The 19,620-nt window shown below is 36.5% G+C and carries 14 protein-coding genes and 4 tRNA genes; 11 read left to right on the top strand and 7 right to left on the bottom strand.

The genetic code is table 11. The features are described 5' to 3' along the window. Positions 1-27 precede the first annotated feature (27 nt). Positions 28-2,583 (bottom strand): ATP-dependent Clp protease ATP-binding subunit, encoded by a 2,556-nt coding sequence (locus CA834_RS09160; RefSeq protein WP_094968389.1) that lies wholly within the window; start codon positions 2,581-2,583, stop codon positions 28-30. 260 nt (positions 2,584-2,843) lie between these two features. On the opposite strand from CA834_RS09160, the gene gyrA reads away from it, so the two are divergent. Beyond that, on the top strand, positions 2,844-5,372 hold the full coding sequence (gene gyrA / locus CA834_RS09155) for a DNA gyrase subunit A (protein ID WP_094968388.1): 2,529 nt from the start codon (positions 2,844-2,846) through the stop codon (positions 5,370-5,372). A 28-nt stretch (positions 5,373-5,400) separates the two neighbouring features. Next, positions 5,401-6,687 (top strand): tetratricopeptide repeat protein, encoded by a 1,287-nt coding sequence (locus CA834_RS09150; protein ID WP_094968387.1) that lies wholly within the window; start codon positions 5,401-5,403, stop codon positions 6,685-6,687. A gap of 58 nt (positions 6,688-6,745) precedes the next feature. On the opposite strand, the gene CA834_RS09145 is transcribed toward CA834_RS09150, so the two are convergent. Both CA834_RS09145 and CA834_RS09140 read right to left on the bottom strand, forming a co-directional pair. Beyond that, positions 6,746-7,495, bottom strand: coding sequence for a C40 family peptidase (locus CA834_RS09145; protein ID WP_094968386.1), 750 nt, complete (start codon positions 7,493-7,495; stop codon positions 6,746-6,748). A gap of 9 nt (positions 7,496-7,504) precedes the next feature. After that, positions 7,505-8,683 carry an acetyl-CoA C-acyltransferase gene (locus tag CA834_RS09140; RefSeq protein ID WP_094968385.1) on the bottom strand — a complete coding sequence of 393 codons (1,179 nt, stop codon included), beginning with the start codon at positions 8,681-8,683 and terminating at the stop codon, positions 7,505-7,507. 113 nt (positions 8,684-8,796) lie between these two features. Between CA834_RS09140 and CA834_RS09135 the strand changes: the two genes are divergently transcribed. The 5 genes from CA834_RS09135 to CA834_RS09115 all read left to right on the top strand — a co-directional run bounded on the left by CA834_RS09135 (position 8,797) and on the right by CA834_RS09115 (position 11,606). After that, on the top strand, positions 8,797-10,848 hold the full coding sequence (locus CA834_RS09135) for an HD family phosphohydrolase (protein WP_094968384.1): 2,052 nt from the start codon (positions 8,797-8,799) through the stop codon (positions 10,846-10,848). Between the two features lie 117 nt (positions 10,849-10,965). Continuing rightward, positions 10,966-11,052 (top strand) — tRNA-Ser (locus CA834_RS09130). Positions 11,053-11,131: 79 nt separating this feature from the next. Next, a tRNA-Pro gene (locus CA834_RS09125) sits at positions 11,132-11,206 on the top strand. 145 nt (positions 11,207-11,351) lie between these two features. Next, positions 11,352-11,425, top strand: a tRNA-Arg gene (locus CA834_RS09120). A 106-nt stretch (positions 11,426-11,531) separates the two neighbouring features. Then, a tRNA-Pro gene (locus tag CA834_RS09115) sits at positions 11,532-11,606 on the top strand. A gap of 224 nt (positions 11,607-11,830) precedes the next feature. Here CA834_RS09115 and CA834_RS09110 read toward each other — a convergent pair. From CA834_RS09110 to CA834_RS09095, 4 genes are all read right to left on the bottom strand, one after another. Further along, the gene (locus tag CA834_RS09110) at positions 11,831-12,610 is read right to left on the bottom strand and encodes a hypothetical protein (RefSeq protein WP_094968383.1); all 780 of its coding nucleotides are present in this window, start codon (positions 12,608-12,610) and stop codon (positions 11,831-11,833) included. 39 nt (positions 12,611-12,649) lie between these two features. After that, positions 12,650-13,399, bottom strand: coding sequence for a hypothetical protein (locus tag CA834_RS09105; RefSeq protein ID WP_133085480.1), 750 nt, complete (start codon positions 13,397-13,399; stop codon positions 12,650-12,652). Between the two features lie 43 nt (positions 13,400-13,442). Next, the gene (locus CA834_RS09100) at positions 13,443-14,897 is read right to left on the bottom strand and encodes an alpha/beta hydrolase family protein (RefSeq protein WP_133085479.1); all 1,455 of its coding nucleotides are present in this window, start codon (positions 14,895-14,897) and stop codon (positions 13,443-13,445) included. Between the two features lie 156 nt (positions 14,898-15,053). Further along, on the bottom strand, positions 15,054-15,827 hold the full coding sequence (locus CA834_RS09095) for a LytR/AlgR family response regulator transcription factor (RefSeq protein ID WP_094968380.1): 774 nt from the start codon (positions 15,825-15,827) through the stop codon (positions 15,054-15,056). Between the two features lie 80 nt (positions 15,828-15,907). On the opposite strand from CA834_RS09095, the gene CA834_RS09090 reads away from it, so the two are divergent. The 4 genes from CA834_RS09090 (at position 15,908) to CA834_RS09075 (ending at position 19,602) form a co-directional block, all read left to right on the top strand. Next, positions 15,908-16,276: a MotA/TolQ/ExbB proton channel family protein gene (locus CA834_RS09090; RefSeq protein WP_094968379.1), complete on the top strand. Its 369-nt coding sequence runs from the start codon at positions 15,908-15,910 to the stop codon at positions 16,274-16,276. A 245-nt stretch (positions 16,277-16,521) separates the two neighbouring features. Continuing rightward, complete coding sequence (locus CA834_RS09085; protein ID WP_094968378.1) at positions 16,522-17,562, top strand: ligase-associated DNA damage response exonuclease; 1,041 nt, start codon at positions 16,522-16,524, stop codon at positions 17,560-17,562. Positions 17,563-17,676: 114 nt separating this feature from the next. Then, on the top strand, positions 17,677-19,266 hold the full coding sequence (locus tag CA834_RS09080) for an ATP-dependent DNA ligase (RefSeq protein ID WP_094968377.1): 1,590 nt from the start codon (positions 17,677-17,679) through the stop codon (positions 19,264-19,266). A 30-nt stretch (positions 19,267-19,296) separates the two neighbouring features. Next, positions 19,297-19,602 carry a GIY-YIG nuclease family protein gene (locus CA834_RS09075; protein WP_094968376.1) on the top strand — a complete coding sequence of 102 codons (306 nt, stop codon included), beginning with the start codon at positions 19,297-19,299 and terminating at the stop codon, positions 19,600-19,602. Positions 19,603-19,620: the final 18 nt, after the last annotated feature.

Here is a 19,620-nt window from a genome sequence, read left to right as displayed (position 1 = left end):
GAGTTTCTGAAAAAAGTTAAGCGACTTCTATGACTCTGTGGTCTTACTTGAACTCTTGACCTTGATTTTTAACTCGTCGTTCTTGGAGTCAAAATCCATGGTGATAGTGTCCCCTTCCTGAATCTTAGAATTTATAATTTCTTCGGCAAGAGTATCTTCCACATACTTTTGAATGGCTCTTTTAAGTGGTCTTGCACCATACTGTTTATCGAATCCTTTTTCGGCAATGTAATCCTTAGCCTTATCGGTAAGCTTCAAGGTGTAGCCTAAATCTTTGATTCTGTCAATTAGCTTTACTAATTCAATATCGATTATCTTATTGATATCCTCCTTCTCGAGGGTATTAAATACGACCACATCATCAATTCTATTCAAAAATTCTGGAGCAAATGCTTTCTTAAGGGCATTTTCAATGACGCCTTTTGCATAATCGGCTTCTTGAGCTGCTTTTGCTGAAGTACCAAAACCTACACCAGTTCCAAAATCCTTTAGTTTTCGTGCGCCTATATTAGACGTCATTATAATAATAGTATTTCTGAAATCAATTTTTCTTCCAAGACTATCCGTTAAATAACCATCATCGAGCACTTGAAGCAGCATATTGAATACATCTGGGTGAGCTTTCTCTATTTCATCCAAAAGTACAACAGCATATGGCTTTCGTCTTATCTTTTCGGTCAATTGCCCGCCCTCTTCATAGCCTATGTAGCCTGGAGGCGCACCGATTAATCTTGATATGGCAAATTTTTCCATGTATTCACTCATATCTATTCTTACCAGTGCATCATCGCTATCAAATAATTCTTTTGCCAAAATTTTGGCTAACTGTGTTTTACCAACACCTGTTTGACCTAAAAATATAAATGAGCCAATGGGTTTATTCGGATCTTTTAGGCCAGCTCTGTTTCTCTGAATAGCTTTAACGACCTTAGCGACCGCTTGGTCTTGGCCAATAACCTTGCCTGTAATTAATTCTGACAATTTCGCCAACTTATTGATTTCCGTTTGGGCAATTTTATTAACCGGTATACCGGTCATCATAGAAACAACATCAGCCACATTGTCTTCTGTGACAATCTCTCTATGCTGTTTGGTTTCTTCCTCCCATTTTTGCTGTGCAGAAAGTAATTCTTTTTCTAGTCGTTTTTCGTCATCTCGAAGTTTCGCGGCCTCTTCGTATTTTTGTTTCTTAACAACACTGTTTTTAGTTTCCTTGACCGCTTCTAGTTTTTTCTCCAATTCTAAAATCTGTTCGGGAACGTCAATATTTGTAATATGAACTCTTGAGCCAGCCTCATCTAAGGCATCTATAGCTTTGTCTGGAAGAAAACGTTCAGTCATATAACGATTTGTCAATTTCACACAAGCCTCAATGGCTTCATCGGTGTAATCTACATTGTGATGTTCCTCGTATTTCCCTTTTATGTTATTAAGAATTTCTACAGTCTCCTCAACGGTCGTTGGTTCGACAATGACTTTTTGGAAACGACGTTCCAAGGCGCCATCTTTTTCAATATACTGTCTATACTCATCTAAGGTCGTAGCTCCGATACATTGAATTTCACCACGTGCTAATGCTGGTTTAAACATATTTGAAGCATCAAGGCTACCAGTGGCACCTCCAGCACCAACAATAGTATGAATCTCGTCAATAAAAAGAATAATGTCGTCATTCTTTTCTAGCTCATTCATAACCGCTTTCATACGTTCCTCAAATTGCCCTCTGTACTTAGTACCTGCTACTAAGCTTGCTAAGTCTAAAGTTACAACGCGCTTGTTAAATAGGGTACGTGACACCTTTCTTTTTACGATTCTTAAGGCCAAACCTTCCGCTATTGCGGATTTACCAACACCTGGTTCTCCAATAAGCAAAGGATTGTTCTTTTTACGTCTACTTAAAATTTGAGATACGCGCTGTATTTCTTTTTCACGCCCTACAACAGGGTCTAATTTTCCTTCTTCTGCCAAAACAGTCAAGTCCCGACCAAAATTGTCAAGAACAGGAGTTTTGGATTTTTTATTGGTCTTACTAGACGAACCACTTCCAAAAGGATTTTGTTTAGCATCATCCTCTTCTTCATTGATGTCATCATCAGAGTATGATTCTGACTTTGGTGTGTCTAGATAGTCATCTTCGCTTGTTATCATAGATTTAAATTCTTCTTTTACGTTATCATAATCAACTTTTAACTTATTTAAAAGTTTAGTCGTTGGATCATTTTCATTTCTTAAGATGCACAAAAGTAAATGTGCTGTATTTATTGATGTGCTTTGAAATAATTTTGCTTCTAGAAAGGTGGTCTTCAAAGCGCGTTCAGCTTGTCGTGTTAAATGCAAATTTTTCTTTTCATTAGAGCTAGCAACAATATTTGGATTTGCCGGACTAAGAATCTCTACCTTTCGCCTTAAATGATTTAAATCAACATCCAAGGCACTCAGTATATCAATTGCTTTGCCATTCCCATCTCGTAATAGCCCTAGCATCAGGTGTTCAGTACCTATAAAATCATGGCCTAACCTTAAGGCCTCCTCTTTGCTAAAAGCTATTACATCCTTAACTCTTGGTGAAAAATTATCATCCATATTACAATCCTTTCTGCTTTAAAAATAATAAAAACATATTCAGTAATGGTCAAAAACCATACCTTTTTAATTCATTTAGACGAATAGAATAAAAAAGCCTATTAAATCAAAGGAAATTACTATTTACTTATCAACTAAAAAGATATCAAAAATTGTTAATAAAAAAACTTCAAAAGACCGTTCAAATAGCCTTTAAACACTGCTAAATTGGTTATATTAGCACGTTTTGAAAATCTACAAAATAACTAATTAAATTATTTATGGCAGAAGGAGAAAAACTCATCCCTATTAACATTGAAGATGAAATGAAATCGGCCTACATTGATTATTCAATGTCGGTCATTGTGTCACGTGCGTTACCAGATGTCAGAGACGGTCTAAAGCCGGTGCATAGGCGTGTGCTTTACGGAATGCATGAACTCGGTGTTAGGTCTAACACAGCACATAAAAAATCCGCGAGGATAGTTGGAGAGGTTTTAGGTAAATACCACCCACATGGTGACACATCCGTATATGATACAATGGTGCGGATGGCACAAGAGTGGAGTTTAAGATATATGCTTGTTGATGGTCAAGGTAACTTTGGTTCCATTGATGGCGATAGCCCTGCAGCAATGCGATATACAGAGGCTCGTATGCGAAAGATTTCTGAAGACATGTTGGCGGATATTGATAAAGAGACCGTTGACCACAGATTAAATTTTGATGATACACTAGAGGAGCCAACGGTGCTACCAACCAGAATTCCCGGATTGTTGATTAATGGTGCATCAGGTATCGCAGTGGGAATGGCGACAAATATGCCACCTCACAACCTTTCCGAGGTGGTTGATGGTATAATCGCCTACATTGATAATTCCGATATTGATATAGACGAATTAATGCAGCATATTAAAGCCCCTGACTTTCCAACAGGTGGCATCATTTACGGCTATGATGGTGTAAAAGAAGCTTTTCACACTGGTAGAGGTCGCATAGTGATGCGCGGTAAGGCCAATATTGAGGAAGTAAAGGGAAGGGAATGCATTATAGTTAATGAAATTCCTTATCAAGTTAACAAGGCTGATATGATTAAGAAAACAGCTGACCTTGTTAACGATAAGAAATTAGAAGGTATTGCTTCAATACGAGATGAGTCAGATAGAAAAGGAATGCGCATTGTTTATGTTCTTAAACGAGATGCTATTCCGAATATCGTACTTAACAAGCTCTATAAGTATACCGCGCTTCAATCCTCTTTTAGCGTCAATAATATTGCGTTGGTCAATGGTAGGCCAGAGCTTTTAAATCTCAAGGACCTTATTCATCATTTTGTTGATCATAGGCACAATGTTGTTGTAAGAAGAACAACTTATGAATTACGTAAGGCTGAAGAAAGAGCGCATATTTTAGAAGGTTTGATTATTGCGTCAGATAATATCGATGAGGTAATAGCTTTAATACGAGCCTCCTCTAATGCCGACGAAGCAAGAACCAAATTAGTAGAGCGATTTAAACTCTCTGAAATTCAGGCCAAGGCCATCGTAGAAATGCGATTACGTCAATTAACCGGTCTGGAACAAGATAAGTTAAGAAGTGAATACGACGAAATCATAGCGACTATTGAAGACCTTAAGGATATTCTTGATAAAAAAGAGCGTAGAATGCAAATTATCAAGGACGAACTTAATGTAGTTAAAGAAAAATATGGTGATGAACGTCGGTCAACCATAGAGTATGCAGGCGGTGATTTAAGTATTGAGGATATGATTCCAAATGAGAAGGTAGTCATCACGATTTCTCATGCGGGATACATTAAGCGCACTTCTCTGAATGAATATAAAACCCAGCATAGGGGAGGTGTTGGCCAAAAGGCATCGACGACTAGAAATGAGGATTTTCTGGAACATTTGTTTGTAGGTACAAATCATCAATATATGTTGTTCTTTACCCAGAAGGGAAAGTGTTTCTGGATGCGAGTTTACGAAATCCCAGAAGGGTCTAAAACTTCCAAAGGTAGAGCCATCCAAAATCTCATCAATATTGAACAGGATGATAAGGTCATGGCGTTTATTTGTACCCAAGACTTAAAGGATGAAGATTATATTAATAGTCACTACGTAATTATGGCCACCAAAAAGGGTCAGGTTAAAAAGACATCCTTAGAGCAGTATTCACGACCTAGAACCAATGGAATAAATGCTATTACCATTAAAGATGGTGATGAATTGTTAGAGGCTAAATTAACCACAGGGAACAGTCAGGTTATGCTGGCTTTGAAATCTGGTAAAGCTATTAGGTTTGAAGAGGCTAAAACACGCCCTATGGGAAGGAATGCCTCAGGAGTTCGAGGAATTACCTTGGCTAATAACAAAGACGAGGTAGTTGGAATGATTGCTGTTGATGATATGGATAGCAATATACTAGTTGTTTCTGAAAATGGTTATGGTAAACGCTCAAGTCTAGATGATTATAGAATAACCAATAGAGGTGGAAAAGGTGTAAAAACTATTTCTATTACTGAAAAAACTGGTAACTTAGTATCTGTTAAGAACGTAACCGATGATGATGACTTAATGATTATCAATAAATCTGGGATTGCTATTCGGATGGAAGTATCAGATTTAAGGGTTATGGGCCGGGCAACACAGGGTGTTAAGCTTATCAACCTCAAAGGCAATGACTCTATTGCAGCTGTGGCTAAGGTTATGAAAGATGACGACGACGATTCTGTGATTGATGCAGAGTTAGATGTTACAGAAACTGATAAAGATGGCACAGCTATTGATACTAATGAAACTGAAAACTAAAATTAACAATAAAACTTTTTAAATCAAGATGAGAAAATTAATGACATTAGTGTTACTCTTTACCGTTTCGGTAATGTCTTTCGCACAAAAAAATGAGATAAAGGCCTTAGAGAAAGCACTTAAAAATTCAAATTTTGCCGATGCTAAGTCGGCCGTAGCTGCTGCCGATAAATTAATTGGCAACTTGGATGACAAGGCAAAGGCTGAGTATTATTTATTAAAAGCACAAGCTTTATATGCAAATGGTGCCGGTACTGACCAAGATATTGATAATGCCATAGAAAGCCTTGAACAACTCAGTGCTGTTGAAAATAAACTAGGAAAATATAAATACAGAGATGACGCAGAGGAAATGAAAAAAAACATGATGAGTTCATTTTTAAAAAAGGCTAATGATGCCTTTAATTCAAAGCAATATTCCCTTGCCGCTAATCGCTTTGAAAAGGTTTATAAAATGTCGCCTCAGGACACGTTGTATTTGTATTATGCCGCTTCATCAGCAGTGAATGATTTAAATTATGACGCAGCCCTGGATTATTATTTACAGTTAAAAGACCTAGGATATACTGGTATCAGAATGGTCTACGTTGCGGCTAATAGCGAGACTGGAGTGGAGGAGGAATTTCAAAATAAGGAATCAAGGGAAATTTCTATTAAAGCTGGACTTCATAAGAACCCTGTGGATGAAAAGACTAAGTCAAAAAAAGCTGAAATAGTCAAGAATATTGCTTTAATTTATGTGTCTCAAGATAAAACTGACAAGGCATTAGAGGCAATGAAAGATGCTAGGGAACAAAACCCTGACGACGTTGGTCTATTGTTATCTGAAGCTAATGTTTATCTTAAAATGGGTAACATGGATAAATTCAAGAGTTTGATGGAAGAGGCCACTGAAAAGGACCCTAACAATGGTGAATTGTTTTATAATTTAGGTGTATTATCAGCTCAAGGTGGAGATAATGAGCAATCTAGAAAATATTACGAAAAAGCTATTGAAATTGACCCTAATTATGTTGACGCATATAATAATTTAGCAGTTTTAATATTGGAAGGTGAAGCGGCAATAGTTGAAGAGATGAATGGTTTAGGAATGAGTGCTGCAGATAATAAAAAATATGATGAACTTAAAGAAAAGCGATTAGACTTATACCAAGAAGCAATTCCTTATTTGGAAAAAGCATTAGAACTAAAAAACACTAATATAGATGCTGCAAAAACGTTAATGAATATTTACAGCGCTTTAGGTGAAACAGATAAGTTTAAGGAAATGGAAGCGAAAGTTTCCGATATTGAGGCTGCTTTAAACGGTAACTGATTTTTCCATTCTGGCATTTAACAAAAAAAAGCGACTCTGAAAAAGTCGCTTTTTTTTATTAAACTATTTTTTTGATTACCCTGAGTTTATGCGTATGGACATTCTTGTCAATATTATAAATTCCGCTATGATCTAAGCGGTCTATTCTTACCTTACCATGGGCATGGATAATATAATTGTCTTCCATAATAATACCAACGTGAATAATCTGACCTTCATCGTTGTCAAAGAATGCTAAATCTCCAGGTTCACTTTCTTCAATAAAACTTAAGGCCTCGCCTTGAGAGGCCTGTTCAGACGCATCTCTTTTAAGCTTATAACCATTTAATTTATAAACCATTTGAGTAAATCCTGAGCAATCTATTCCGAACGGCGTTTTTCCGCCCCATAAGTAAGGTGAATTTAGATATAAGAAGGCCGTTTCAATGAGTTGAGACTTTTCCTTGGTTCCACTAATTACATGACCCTCAAACTTATGCCTTAATAAGGATAAGCCATTTAGATTACACCCAATCGGTATAGGGTAAAGGTTGTCGTTAAAATCTGATACAAATTGCACTAAATCGTTAGAGAGATTAAGGTCTGAGTGATTTTGCTCTTTGTATTCATCTTCCTCTATTTCTTGATACTGTTTGTTATCAATCCATCCTTCATATTTATCGAATGCTATTCGAATTCTGCTCCACTTTTTGCGTTGCTCTAAGACCTTGAAGAAGTCACCATAAAGCACCTGAGTGACCATTTCTGACCTGTCACTAGGCTCTAATCTAATAGGAACTATTCCAAGGTTACATATGCCGTATCGCATAGAGAAAGTTTAAGCGCGTTCTAATACCATAGCAGACGCCCCACCACCTCCATTACAAATAGCAGCTGCACCTATTTTGGCATTGTTTTGATGGAGTATATGTATTAAGGTCACTAAAATTCTTGCTCCAGAACATCCTAAGGGATGGCCAAGAGAAACAGCACCCCCATTGACATTGACTTTGTCATCCTTTAATCCCAGAATTTTCATATTGGCTAGACCTACGACTGAAAAAGCCTCATTGAACTCAAAATAGTCAACATCTTCAATTTTGATATTTGCTTTGTCCAATGCTTTTGGAAGCGCTTTGGCTGGAGCCGTTGTGAACCACTTCGGCTCGTGTGCTGCATCGGCATAACTCCTGATTGAAGCAATTGGCTTTAGGCCTAACTCCTGAGCTTTTTCCTTACTCATTAGAACTAGCGCAGCAGCACCATCATTTATTGTTGAAGCATTAGCTGCAGTAACAGTACCTTCTTTGGTAAAAGCCGGTCGTAAACTTGGAATCTTTTCCATTTTTACGTTGGAATACTCTTCATCTTTGCTCACAACTAAGGGTTCACCGCGTCGCTGTGGCACTTCGACTGGAACAACTTCATCATCAAATTTTCCTGAATCCCAAGCAGCTTTGGAGCGAGTGTAGGATTGGATAGCGAATTTATCCTGGTCTTCACGCGAAAAATTATATTCAACCGCACAGTCATCAGCACATACACCCATTGCATTTTGATCGTAGGCATCAACCAATCCATCTTTTTGCATGCCGTCTACAAGAGTAGCAGGCCCAAATTTTGTTGCACTTCGAGCATGATAGTAATGTGGGATTGCACTCATGTTTTCCATACCGCCAGCTACCATAATATCGGCATCTCCAAGTCTAATAGACTGTGCCGCCTGCATTACCGCTTTCATTCCAGAGGCACAAACCTTATTTACGGTGGTACAAGGAACAGTATCAGGAATTCCGGCATAGATGGCAGCTTGTCTTGCAGGTGCCTGACCAGTGCCAGCCTGTACAACATTACCCATCAATACTTCATCTACCATATGTGGTTCAAGACCTATTTTGTCTAAGGCACCTTTAATGGCTATTGCGCCTAATTTGGGTGCAGGAATACTTGATAAACTGCCTAAAAAACTTCCTATAGGAGTTCTTACTGCTGAAACTATTACAACCTCCCTGTTCATTGTATTATTGTTTAATTTGGTTTGGCGAAATTAGTGATTTTTTGAGAGATTTTGGAATGAATTATAGATTATAGTGTTCTAACTTTTTATTATTTATTACTTTTGATTTACCTATGAGCAAACTTCTAAATAAGTGGTATAAGAACCATTCTTTGGTTTATAAGATTCTTCTTTTTATTGTTACTACATTATTTATTGTCTATCTATTTCCAAAAACCGGCAAATTCAGATATTCCTTCGAAAAAGGAAAGCCGTGGCAGTCTGAGAATCTTTATGCACCATTTGATTTTGCGATTAAGAAATCCCAAAAGGAGATAGATCAAGAAATTCTTGAGGTTGAGAATAACAGCCCAGTGTATTTTGAAGTTGATAAAGGGACTAGAGATGAAGTGCTATCCAATTATATTGAAAGGTTTAACCTTACTTTTAAGGATACCCTACAGTTAAGTAGTGAAAACTCCAATTATTATAAGATAGGTAAAGAACTCATAGACAGGCTATATGAAAATGGGGTCCTTAAATCAGATTACAACTATCCTGATGACCGCCCCGTTATATTAGTCGAATCCAATACCATCGAGAGACAGCTCACCTATGGTGAGTTGATAAGGAAGTCGGAATTAAAGCCTAAACTGGAAGAAGCTTTTGGAATCAACACTAATGAGCAAAAAACAAATAGGATTATTTCGTTGTTTTTTGATATTATTCAATCCAACCTAAGTCTAAATGAAAACTTAACAGATAAATCCCTTCAAGAGGCAATTGATAACATAGTACTTACACGTGGGGGTATTGAAAAGGGAACATTAATTATTTCAAAAGGTCAGGTAGTTGAAGATGAGCAGTATAATATTCTAAATTCATTAAAGTCAGAATATGAATCGCAAGTTTGGAACTCAACCAACTATAATTTAGTTGTATTTGCCTATACACTTTTAGTGGCCCTGGCATTGTTGATGTTATTGTTGTTTTTGCAGAAATACCGTTTAGAGGTTTATAAAAACAACACCAAGGTTACCTTTATATTTTTCAATATCGTCTTGATGGTGGTATTGACCACTCTAATCCTTAATTATAATTCCGCTTATATCTATGTGGTACCATTATGTGTTTTACCCTTGGTATTAAAAGCGTTTTTTGATGCACGCTTAGGACTTTTTGCACATGTATTAACTGTTCTGTTGCTAGGCTTTATCGTTCCTAATAGTTTTGAATACATGTTTTTGCAGATTATTGCAGGAATAGTAACCATTCTTACTGTTTCAGAGTTGTATAAGCGCGCCAATCTCTTTATTTCAGTAGGACAGATTACACTAATCTATATCATTGCCTACTTTGCTTTTTTTGTGATTCATGAGGGGCAAATTACAAGTCTAAAATGGGAAACCTTCGGCCTGTTCATTCTCTGTGGTTTGGCCACACTATTCGTTCAACCATTGATTTATATTTACGAGAAACTGTTCGGTCTGGTATCTGATGTTTCATTATTGGAATTATCAGATACCAATACAAAACTCTTAAAGGAACTTTCCAATAAGGCGCCTGGAACCTTTCACCATTCATTGAATGTAGCCAATTTAGCAGAAGCATCAGCAAATGAAATTGGAGCAAATGCCATGCTGGTTAGGGTTGGGGCATTGTATCATGATATTGGCAAAATGAAGAACCCTACTTATTTCACCGAAAATCAAAGTACCGGAATTAATCCTCACGAAGAATTGTCGAGTAAGGAAAGTACTAAAGTCATCGTAGACCATGTTATAAATGGTATTGAAATCGCAAAGAAATATAACCTTCCGGATAGGGTTATAGACTTTATAAGGACACATCACGGTACAAGTGCCGTTTATTATTTCTACAGAAAAGAAAAGTCTAAAGACGAGGATGTGAATATAGAAGACTTCTCATATCCCGGTCCGAAACCGTTCAGCAAGGAAACAGCAATTTTGATGATGTGTGATTCAGTTGAAGCGGCATCTAAAAGTCTGAAGGAACCAACAAGCACCAAGATTAATACATTTGTAGAAAACATTGTAGATAAGCAAATAGAAACGGGTCAATTTCTTAATGCGAACATTACTTTTAAGGAGATTCAATCTATTAAAAAAGTACTCAAACTAAAGTTGTCTAATATCTATCATCTTAGAATAGAGTATCCTGAATAATTTGAAGTTTTCTGTTCCGTTTATTTCTCTAAAAAACTGATTAAAATTGTTGCGTTCTTTAATATGAACAGTTACATTTGCATCCGCAATTTTAGGGAAAGTTCTTTGAGATTGTAAGGAGAGGTGCCAGAGTGGTAATGGAGCAGATTGCTAATCTGTCAACGCGTAAGTGTTGCCCGGGTTCGAATCCCGGTCTCTCCGCCAGAATGAGAATAGAAAGGCCAACACACCGGCTGGTCCTTTTGTTAAAAATGTCTATTGGATATTTTTTAAAAGCTCAGTCCGGGGTGTAGCGTAGCCCGGTTATCGCGCCGCGTTTGGGACGCGGAGGTCGCAGGTTCGAATCCTGCCACCCCGACAAAACAAGGGTAAGTTTCTTTAGAAAGCTGGCTTTCTTAAGGAAACGAGGCATTGGTTTGTAATCCTCCATAGAGGATCATGATAATAATCCTGCCACCCCGACACCATTACCTTACTTTCATCTCGCAAAGGCGTGATTGAAGGGTCGCGTAGCTCAGCTGGATAGAGCATCTGCCTTCTAAGCAGACGGTCACAGGTTCGAATCCTGTCGCGATCACAAGAACATGAAGCAGGCTAATATTTGTAGCTTGCTTTTTTGTTCGAGGTTTTGATATTGTGAAAGTATATCAAATGTAAACCAAGATTTAATATAAATCTGTTTTCGGGATGTGGCGCAGTCCGGTTAGCGTACACGGCTGGGGGCCGTGTGGTCGCAGGTTCAAATCCTGTCATCCCGACACTTTAAAGCAAGAAGTCCGTGTAGAAAGTTTACTTTCTTAAGCGGACTTTGTGGTTTTAATTACAATTGAAGAAGCAAAATTTTTTCATTTATTGGTATTGAATAAAAAATGAGCCTCAAATAGCTGCACAATCATAATAGCAGCAGAATGCCTTTGATTTGTTCTTTAAATTTTCTCTTTTTGAGATCTGTTATGTAAAGGAAATATTCAAATCATACCTTTTATTTTATTTTCAATATAAAGGGTAGGCTGCCCTTTTTGTTTTCATATTCTGTTTGCAATAACTCAGATAATTTTTTGTTATTCCTCATGAACATAAACATTGCTCCTTGTGCCCGTAACAGCTTTTCGCTGTTATCCATTCCTAAATTTAAGGTATACAATTCTTTAATTCCTTTCACAAACTCATTATACATATTGAATGTTTCGTCCTTAAGATGGTCTAAAATAGTGCTAAAACAAAACGCCTCAAGATGGGGACGCCTTATGTCTAAGGTTTGCTTAATGCCGTTAATACCAGCACATACCTTACCTTCGTAATAGCCTTCTGGAGTAATTCCTTTTATTGAAAAGTATTTCACTGCAACATCTAGTATTTCGTCTAGACTAACGGTATCCTTCACTACAGTATTTTCTTCTTTAACTGTGCCAGCCAATTCTTTCATTAATTTCGTGAAATTCGTATCGTTTTTTAGAGCCTTTGTATAAGTAAGCTGGAGCTCTTCTGGGTTGGCAATAGCTAATAGTTCTTCTTGATTAATGTTTTGGGTAAAGTGCTGTCTTAGATAGTTAATGTATGTTTTATTGTTCTTAACGAGTTCAGAAAAACAAGAATTGGTATTGATTTCATTCACAGTTTGATAAAGGTACTCGCGTTCTCCAAAGGTTTTCTTTTCGGCCTTAAAAATAGTACCAAATTCATTTTCTATAAGACAAGTGTTTTGACTGTAACTAAGCGATGTGCAAATTGAAAAAATCAGTAAAAATAAATTGTGTTTCATTGTTTAGGGTTTGTAAAAATAGGTTGAATGTTTATTTAATTAATCTACTACTTTGAGGGCAATATAGCCCAGTAGATGGGTTTTTAAATCGTCGTCATTTTCCATAGCATCAAAGGCGGATGCTCTAACAAAGTCTAGTGAATCCATTACTGTTTCATCTAAGGAAGATATGGCTTTGCTGCTGTAAGCATCCAAATTTTGTAGAAGAGTAGGTTCTTCTGCGTTTTCTTGTGTTAATCGTTCAAACAGGGCTTCATAGACAAGAGCCTCTAGTAAGGTGTAATCCTTATAAGGATATTCTACTTCATCTAAACCATTAATACCAACACAAATTCTTGTTCTAAATTGATGTCCCATTTTTTCGGCTAAGAAAAATTTTGAACCGATTTTCATTAATTCCTCTTCTCTAAATGACCCTTGGTTCCCTTCATCATCATAAAATGTAGAATAGAAGTAGCCTTGGAATTCATTGTTATTTAAAAATGATGAATTTACAGCCTTAGCTTTTGTAGTATCGGTCAAAACCTTTAAAAAAGAATCTACATTTATTCTATTCTTCAGGAGGTATTCGTATCGCCTAGGGTTTTTACCAATTACCGTTCCTAAAGTGTCTTGAATATTGACGAGTTTAATATCCGGAAGAAGAAGTGATTTCCCTGGTTGTTCAAATATGATAAACTCTAAAGTGGCAAAATTGTCTAAGATAAAACGTGCTTCTTTCTCTTTTGACCTTTTACAGCTAGCACATATAACCACAAGTAATATGAAGAAAATCGAGTTTTTTCTCATTCGTTATGCTCTGGAATTGCTTCTTTTTGTTGATGCCTATTTTTCAACGTTTTGCCGTTTCAGCTTTGTAGGCTTTAAGGATGAGCTCGTCGTAATTTGAGCCTAAAGATTCCAAATTTATAGATTTATTTTTAAGATGCTTATCAAAGAAAGAGGTCACTAGTTTACTCGTAATTTCTATCCCAAGCTCGGGCTTAATATCTCCAGCTTGACTTAGTGACTTAAGAGGAATCATAAATGGGATGTCCATAAAATTACTATGATCTGTGCCAAGAATGCGCGCTTCATAAAAGGTTGATTTATATTTATTTACATAGGCATGAGCGTTTAAATCTTCTTTATCTTCTGGCCAGTCAGCAGATATAAATAAAAAAGGGTTTTTAAATGAGGTATCTACAATGTCTCCCCATTGTACACCATCGATATTTGCTCCTGCAGAGATGCGATTGTCCTTAAGGAGCGTTTCACCAGCAGCAGCACCACCTCTTGAATGTCCAAACACGCCGATTTTACTTAAATCCAATCTATTTTCTAAAAATCCAGATGCGTTCCACGACCCTAATTTACTTACAACATCCGAAAGGTCTTGTGCCCAGCGTTCCACCATGCCTTTTACAAAGTAAGTCTTCAGACGTTTTTTAACAATTGGGTGACGTTCTTCAAAAGAGAGGTCTTCTTTGAAAGCCGAAAGTAATGGCTCCATGTCTTTCCAGGTGCCTTCTTCGATTTTTTTGGCATAATTATAATCGAAGTAAACTTCTGAGCCATCAGGAAACGTGGTTCCCGTACTTTCAAAAGTATGATTGACAGCAAAAACCACATAACCTTGACTTACAATTTCTGAAATGAGCGCATAATAATTATTGGCTTTTGAATTATAGCCATGTGAAAATAACAGTACTGGAAACCTTTCGGTTGCTACAGACACATTTCTAAAAACATGGGTTTGGATTTTGTCCAAATAATTGAATGTTGAATTTGGCAAACCATATTTTTGTGCAAAGCCATGCCGTCCACCTTGGTCTATATAGCTGTCCATTTCACCACTTGTTTCGCTGGAAGGATACCAAACTTTAATCATTAATTTTCGATTGTCTAACTTATCTTCTGTTATAATTTCCTTTCGATTCAGCTTTAAGTTAATGTCTTTAGTCCCCACTGAATAAGGGCCTTGAGGTTCTGGTAATTCAAAAACTGGAAAGATAGAGGGTAAGGAGATTCCAAGAACAGCTAAAACTGTAATCCCTATTCCCGCAATGATTTTTTTAAGCGTTGTAGATTTCTTATCAGAGTTCTTAATTGCTACATACAATGCTAAAATACAAGCCAAATAGCACGGTACCATCTGCCATCTATACCCTTCAAATAGTAGGTGGCAAAATAGGAGCAGTACAAGTACGCCTAAACTAATTTTTTTTGAGATTTGAAGGTTAATTAATTGACTGAGGATTAAGTAAAGCATTGATGTCAATACTAATAAAATTTCAAATAATTGCATGACTAGTTTTTTTGTTTTTCGCTTTACAATGTTAACCAGTAATTGAAGTTGGGGCAATGTAGAATCCGTATAAAAACCTGCATTCTACCGCGAAAAACAAGCTTATGCTAAAGATGGTCGTCAGAAGTATAAAAATGAGAAGGTAAATAGATCTTTTTATTTGGATTCTTTGTGAAACTCCTCTAAAGTTTTAACGGCTTTCGATTTATAGGTTCTGCTAATGGGAAGTGTGGTATTGTAAATGTTGATTTCTGTAGTTGTAAATGAAATTACTTTTTCTACATTGACAATAAAAGACCGATGAATTCTTGTAAACGAATCTGGCAGCTTATGACTGAGTTTGCTAATCTTTTCCCTCGTAACATATTCTGTATCTGAAGTTATTACTTTAACATAATCGCTCAGGCTTTCTATATAAATGAGTTCTTCCAAAGGGATAAGTTGGTTTTTACGGTCAACGCGAACGGTTAGAGACTTCTGCTCATTTCTTTCTTTGTCTAATTTTAGGGTCGCTACTAGTTTTTCCCTTTTCTTAAATTCAACAAACAGCTTGATAAAACTGGTTGCAAAGACAATAAGATAGAGCGTTATACCCAAATTAAAAATAGAAATGCCCTCTAAATCAACAATATCTTTATTTGTATCCGCAATGACTACAAATGAAAACACAGCCACTAGCATCTCCAGATAGAGAGAAATAATAATTAAGTAAAAGAAATAGAGTACAAATTTTCTATAGTTCTCAGTAAGAAGATATTTTGGAACTAATACTAAATTAAAAAAATAGGTAGTTATTACTGCGATGGGCAAAAGCAATAGGGAAAAGTAGAACGCTAGCAGATGACTTCTCCAGCTAAAACCAAAAAATAGCGTGAGAGCTATAAGAATTAATATCCAGTAACTTATATGTAGTAGAACATTTCTTTTCATTCTTTTATGTTGCCGTAACTCAATTTTCTTTGAACAATATATATAAATAAGGTCTATTTTTGTGACAGAACTGATATCGAATGGTTGATTTATTTTATAAAGGCGGACCTATATTTATGGGATTACTCTCATTAATAATGCTTATAGTCATTAGTACTTCAATAATAGCTTTAGTTTCTATTTTTAAGGACAAAGTAAATGATTATAAAGGAAAAAGCCACAGGATAAATAGGATACGATCATGGGGTTTATTAGCATTTGTTATAGGGCTTTTCGGTCAGTTAATAGGCTTATATTCTGCGTTTCGAGCTTTAAAAATGGGAGAAGTTGAAGCATCAACCTCTCTTTTTGCAGAAGGATTCAAGATATCTATGGTAACAACAATTTATGGATCATTGATATTTGGTTTTTCTCTAATTATCTGGTTTTTATTCAGAAAGTTCGCGTGACCTTAAATATAAATATTAGAATTAAACTTTTCGAAAAATTGTAAAAGTGGAATCGAGTAGAATTTTTTTAAAAGTGTTATGAAATTAAAGGAAGACTTTAATTGATAGATAAGTGATGTAAAAGTATTCTTTATAGGTTTTAAGAGTACAGTTTTAATTCTAAAAAGGTTTTTGTGCTAAAAACTGAGAATTTTAACAAACCCTTACCAACCAATAACTGTCTTTTTCAATAGCTTCGTAAAGCTATGCCGAAGGAAAACCAACTCATTAAATTTACCAAAAGAGGGATTTATTGCCCGCAAGGGAAATTCTACTTAGACCCATGGTATCCTGTTGAATATGCTATTATTTCTCATGGCCATGCCGATCATGCGCGTCGGGGAATGAAACGGTACTTGTGCACTGACGATTCCAAACCCATTTTAAAGCATCGCTTAGGTGCTGATATTAAAATAGAAAGCATTCCCTATAATAAAATCTTGAATATTAATGGGGTAAACGTAAGCTTTCACCCTGCCGGTCACGTGATTGGTTCAGCTCAAATTAAATTGGAACACAAAGGCTATGTGGTGGTATTTTCAGGGGATTATAAAACACAACCCGATTTTATAACAACACCTTTCGAGCCTATTAAATGCCACACCTTTATTACTGAAAGTACGTTCGGATTACCGATTTACCATTGGAAAAAAGAGGAAGAACTCCAAAGTCAGTTACAGTCTTGGGTAAAAGCCAATCAATCCAATGGTAGAACATCTGTATTTTTAGGCTATTCATTAGGAAAGGCGCAACGCTTAATGTCATTATTGGACAGTTGTGATGATATCTATGTGCATCGTGCTATTCATAATTTAAATCTGGCGATATCAGAGTCTGGATTGAAGTTACCTCAAGCCAAATTATGGTCAGCGGATTTAAACAAGAAAACACTTCAGAATAAAATCATTATTGCTCCACCGGCATTATTAGGATCGCGCATGTTAAAACGAGTACCCAATTCAGCAACGGCAATATGTTCTGGCTGGATGCAAATCCGTGGTAATAGACGTTGGCAAGCGGTTGATGCCGGATTTGTAGTGAGCGACCATGCCGATTGGAATGGTTTAATCTCAGCAGTAAAAGCCACAGAAGCAGAACAGGTCTATGTGACTCATGGTTCTCAGGCCGTGTTTTCAAAATATCTAAATGAAATTGGAATTAAAGCCAATGAGCTGAAAACGGAATATGGTGACGAAGCTTTAGCTAAAGCTGAAAAGGAAGATGTTGAAAACAAAAAAATAGTATGAGCCACTTGATTAATAGAATAAAATATAATAGTTCTTCCGTCACGTCGAGCGCAGTTGAGACATCTCATAACATTAAAGTAATTGGGAAGAGATTCCCGTTTTCACGGGAATAAAATGAAGCAGTTTTCAGACTTAATAAGCGCCGTTGAACTCACCAACAAAACCAATGCTAAAATTGAAGCCTTAGCTGACTATTTCAGAACAGCACCAGACAAGGATAAATTATGGCTGATTGCCTTGTTTACAGGAAAAAGACCATCACGACCTGTTAAAACGACATTGATGAAAGAATGGTGCATGGAGCTAACTGAGCTTCCTGAATGGTTATTCCTTGAAAGTTACAGTACGGTAGGGGATTTGGGTGAGACCCTAGCTTTATTGTTACCAAATCCAACACATAAGTTGGATTTGAGCTTGAATGAATGGATGACAGAGCTAAAAGTACTTAAGACTAAAACTGATGAGGAAAAGAAGGCTTTTGTTTTAGAAGCATGGTCTGGACTTGACCAACAAGAACGCCTTATTTTTAACAAGCTTATTGGTGGTAGTTTTAGGATTGGTGTGTCTAAAAAAACGCTGGTAAATGCCTTAGCGAAATTGACTGGTATTGATACAAATAGGCTAATGCACAGTATTACAGGTCATTGGGACGTTGATTCCATATCGTTTGAAGAATTAATTAACGGAACTCATATTAATTACGACAACTCTAAACCGTATCCCTTTTGTTTGGCCTATGCTTTAGAAAAGCAATTACACGAATTAGGGGAAGCTGAAGATTGGTTTGTTGAACAGAAATGGGATGGTATTCGTGGGCAGATTGTAAAGCGTAATAACGAAATTTATATCTGGTCCAGAGGAGAGGAATTGGTAACCAAACAATTCCCCGAGCTAGTTGGGGCCATCTCTAATTTTCAAGATGATTTTGTAATTGATGGCGAGATTTTGGCAATGAAAGACAATGATGTGTTGCTATTCAATGATTTACAAAAACGCTTGAATCGGAAAAATGTCACCAAAAAGCTATTAGAAGAGGTGCCTATTGGGTTTTATGCATACGATTTATTGGAATTAAATGGTGATGACCTGAGAGACTATCCTTTTAAAGAACGCAGGAAACACTTGGAACAAATCTTTAGTTCTACAGCGCTTCCGGAAGATGTAAAACTTTCTTTTCTGGTAAATTTCGAGGAGTGGGAAGATCTTTATGCTATTCGAAATAATTCCCGAGCGATTAATAGTGAAGGTTTAATGTTGAAGCAAAAGAAGTCACCATATCATACAGGTCGAAAAAAAGGCGATTGGTGGAAGTGGAAGGTGGACCCACTGACTATTGATGCTGTGATGATATACGCCCAAAAGGGCAGTGGGCGCCGAAGTTCAAAATATACGGATTACACCTTTGCTGTAAAAAAAGACAATGCCTTGGTCACTGTAGCTAAAGCCTATTCTGGGTTAACAGATAAGGAAATCACAGAAATATCGCAATGGGTAAATAAAAATGCCATTGAAAAATTTGGTCCTGTTCGGACTGTAAAACCTGAGTTGGTTTTCGAAATTGCCTTTGAAGGTATTGCTTTAAGTAATCGTCATAAATCTGGTGTAGCTTTGAGATTTCCAAGAATTGCCAGATGGCGCAGAGATAAGCCTGTCGATGAAATTGACACTATTGAAACCGTTAAAGCACTCATTTTGTCATGCTGAATTTATTTCAGCATCTTTAACAAAATTTGAATGAAACGAGCTTATCATAATTATTGGGTATATATTCTTACGAACAAACCAAATGGAACACTTTACATAGGTGTTACTGGTGGTTTAGATGATAGAATGGAACGGCATTTGGATGGTGAAGGGAGTAAGTTTGCTTCAAAGTATAAATTGAAATTATTAGTCTATTATGAAGAATTTCAATTCATGGATGATGCTATAAAACGAGAAAAACAATTGAAAAATTGGCATCGGCAATGGAAAATCAATCTAATTGAAAGAGAAAATCCGGATTGGAAAAATTTATGGAAACCTTTAGGTAATAATTAATAATGAGATTCCGAAACA

Source organism: Winogradskyella aurantia (genome assembly GCF_002266855.1).
Taxonomy (GTDB): domain Bacteria; phylum Bacteroidota; class Bacteroidia; order Flavobacteriales; family Flavobacteriaceae; genus Winogradskyella; species Winogradskyella aurantia.
The sequence above is the reverse complement of the archived record's forward strand: the minus strand, read 5'-3'. Positions and strand labels throughout refer to the sequence as shown.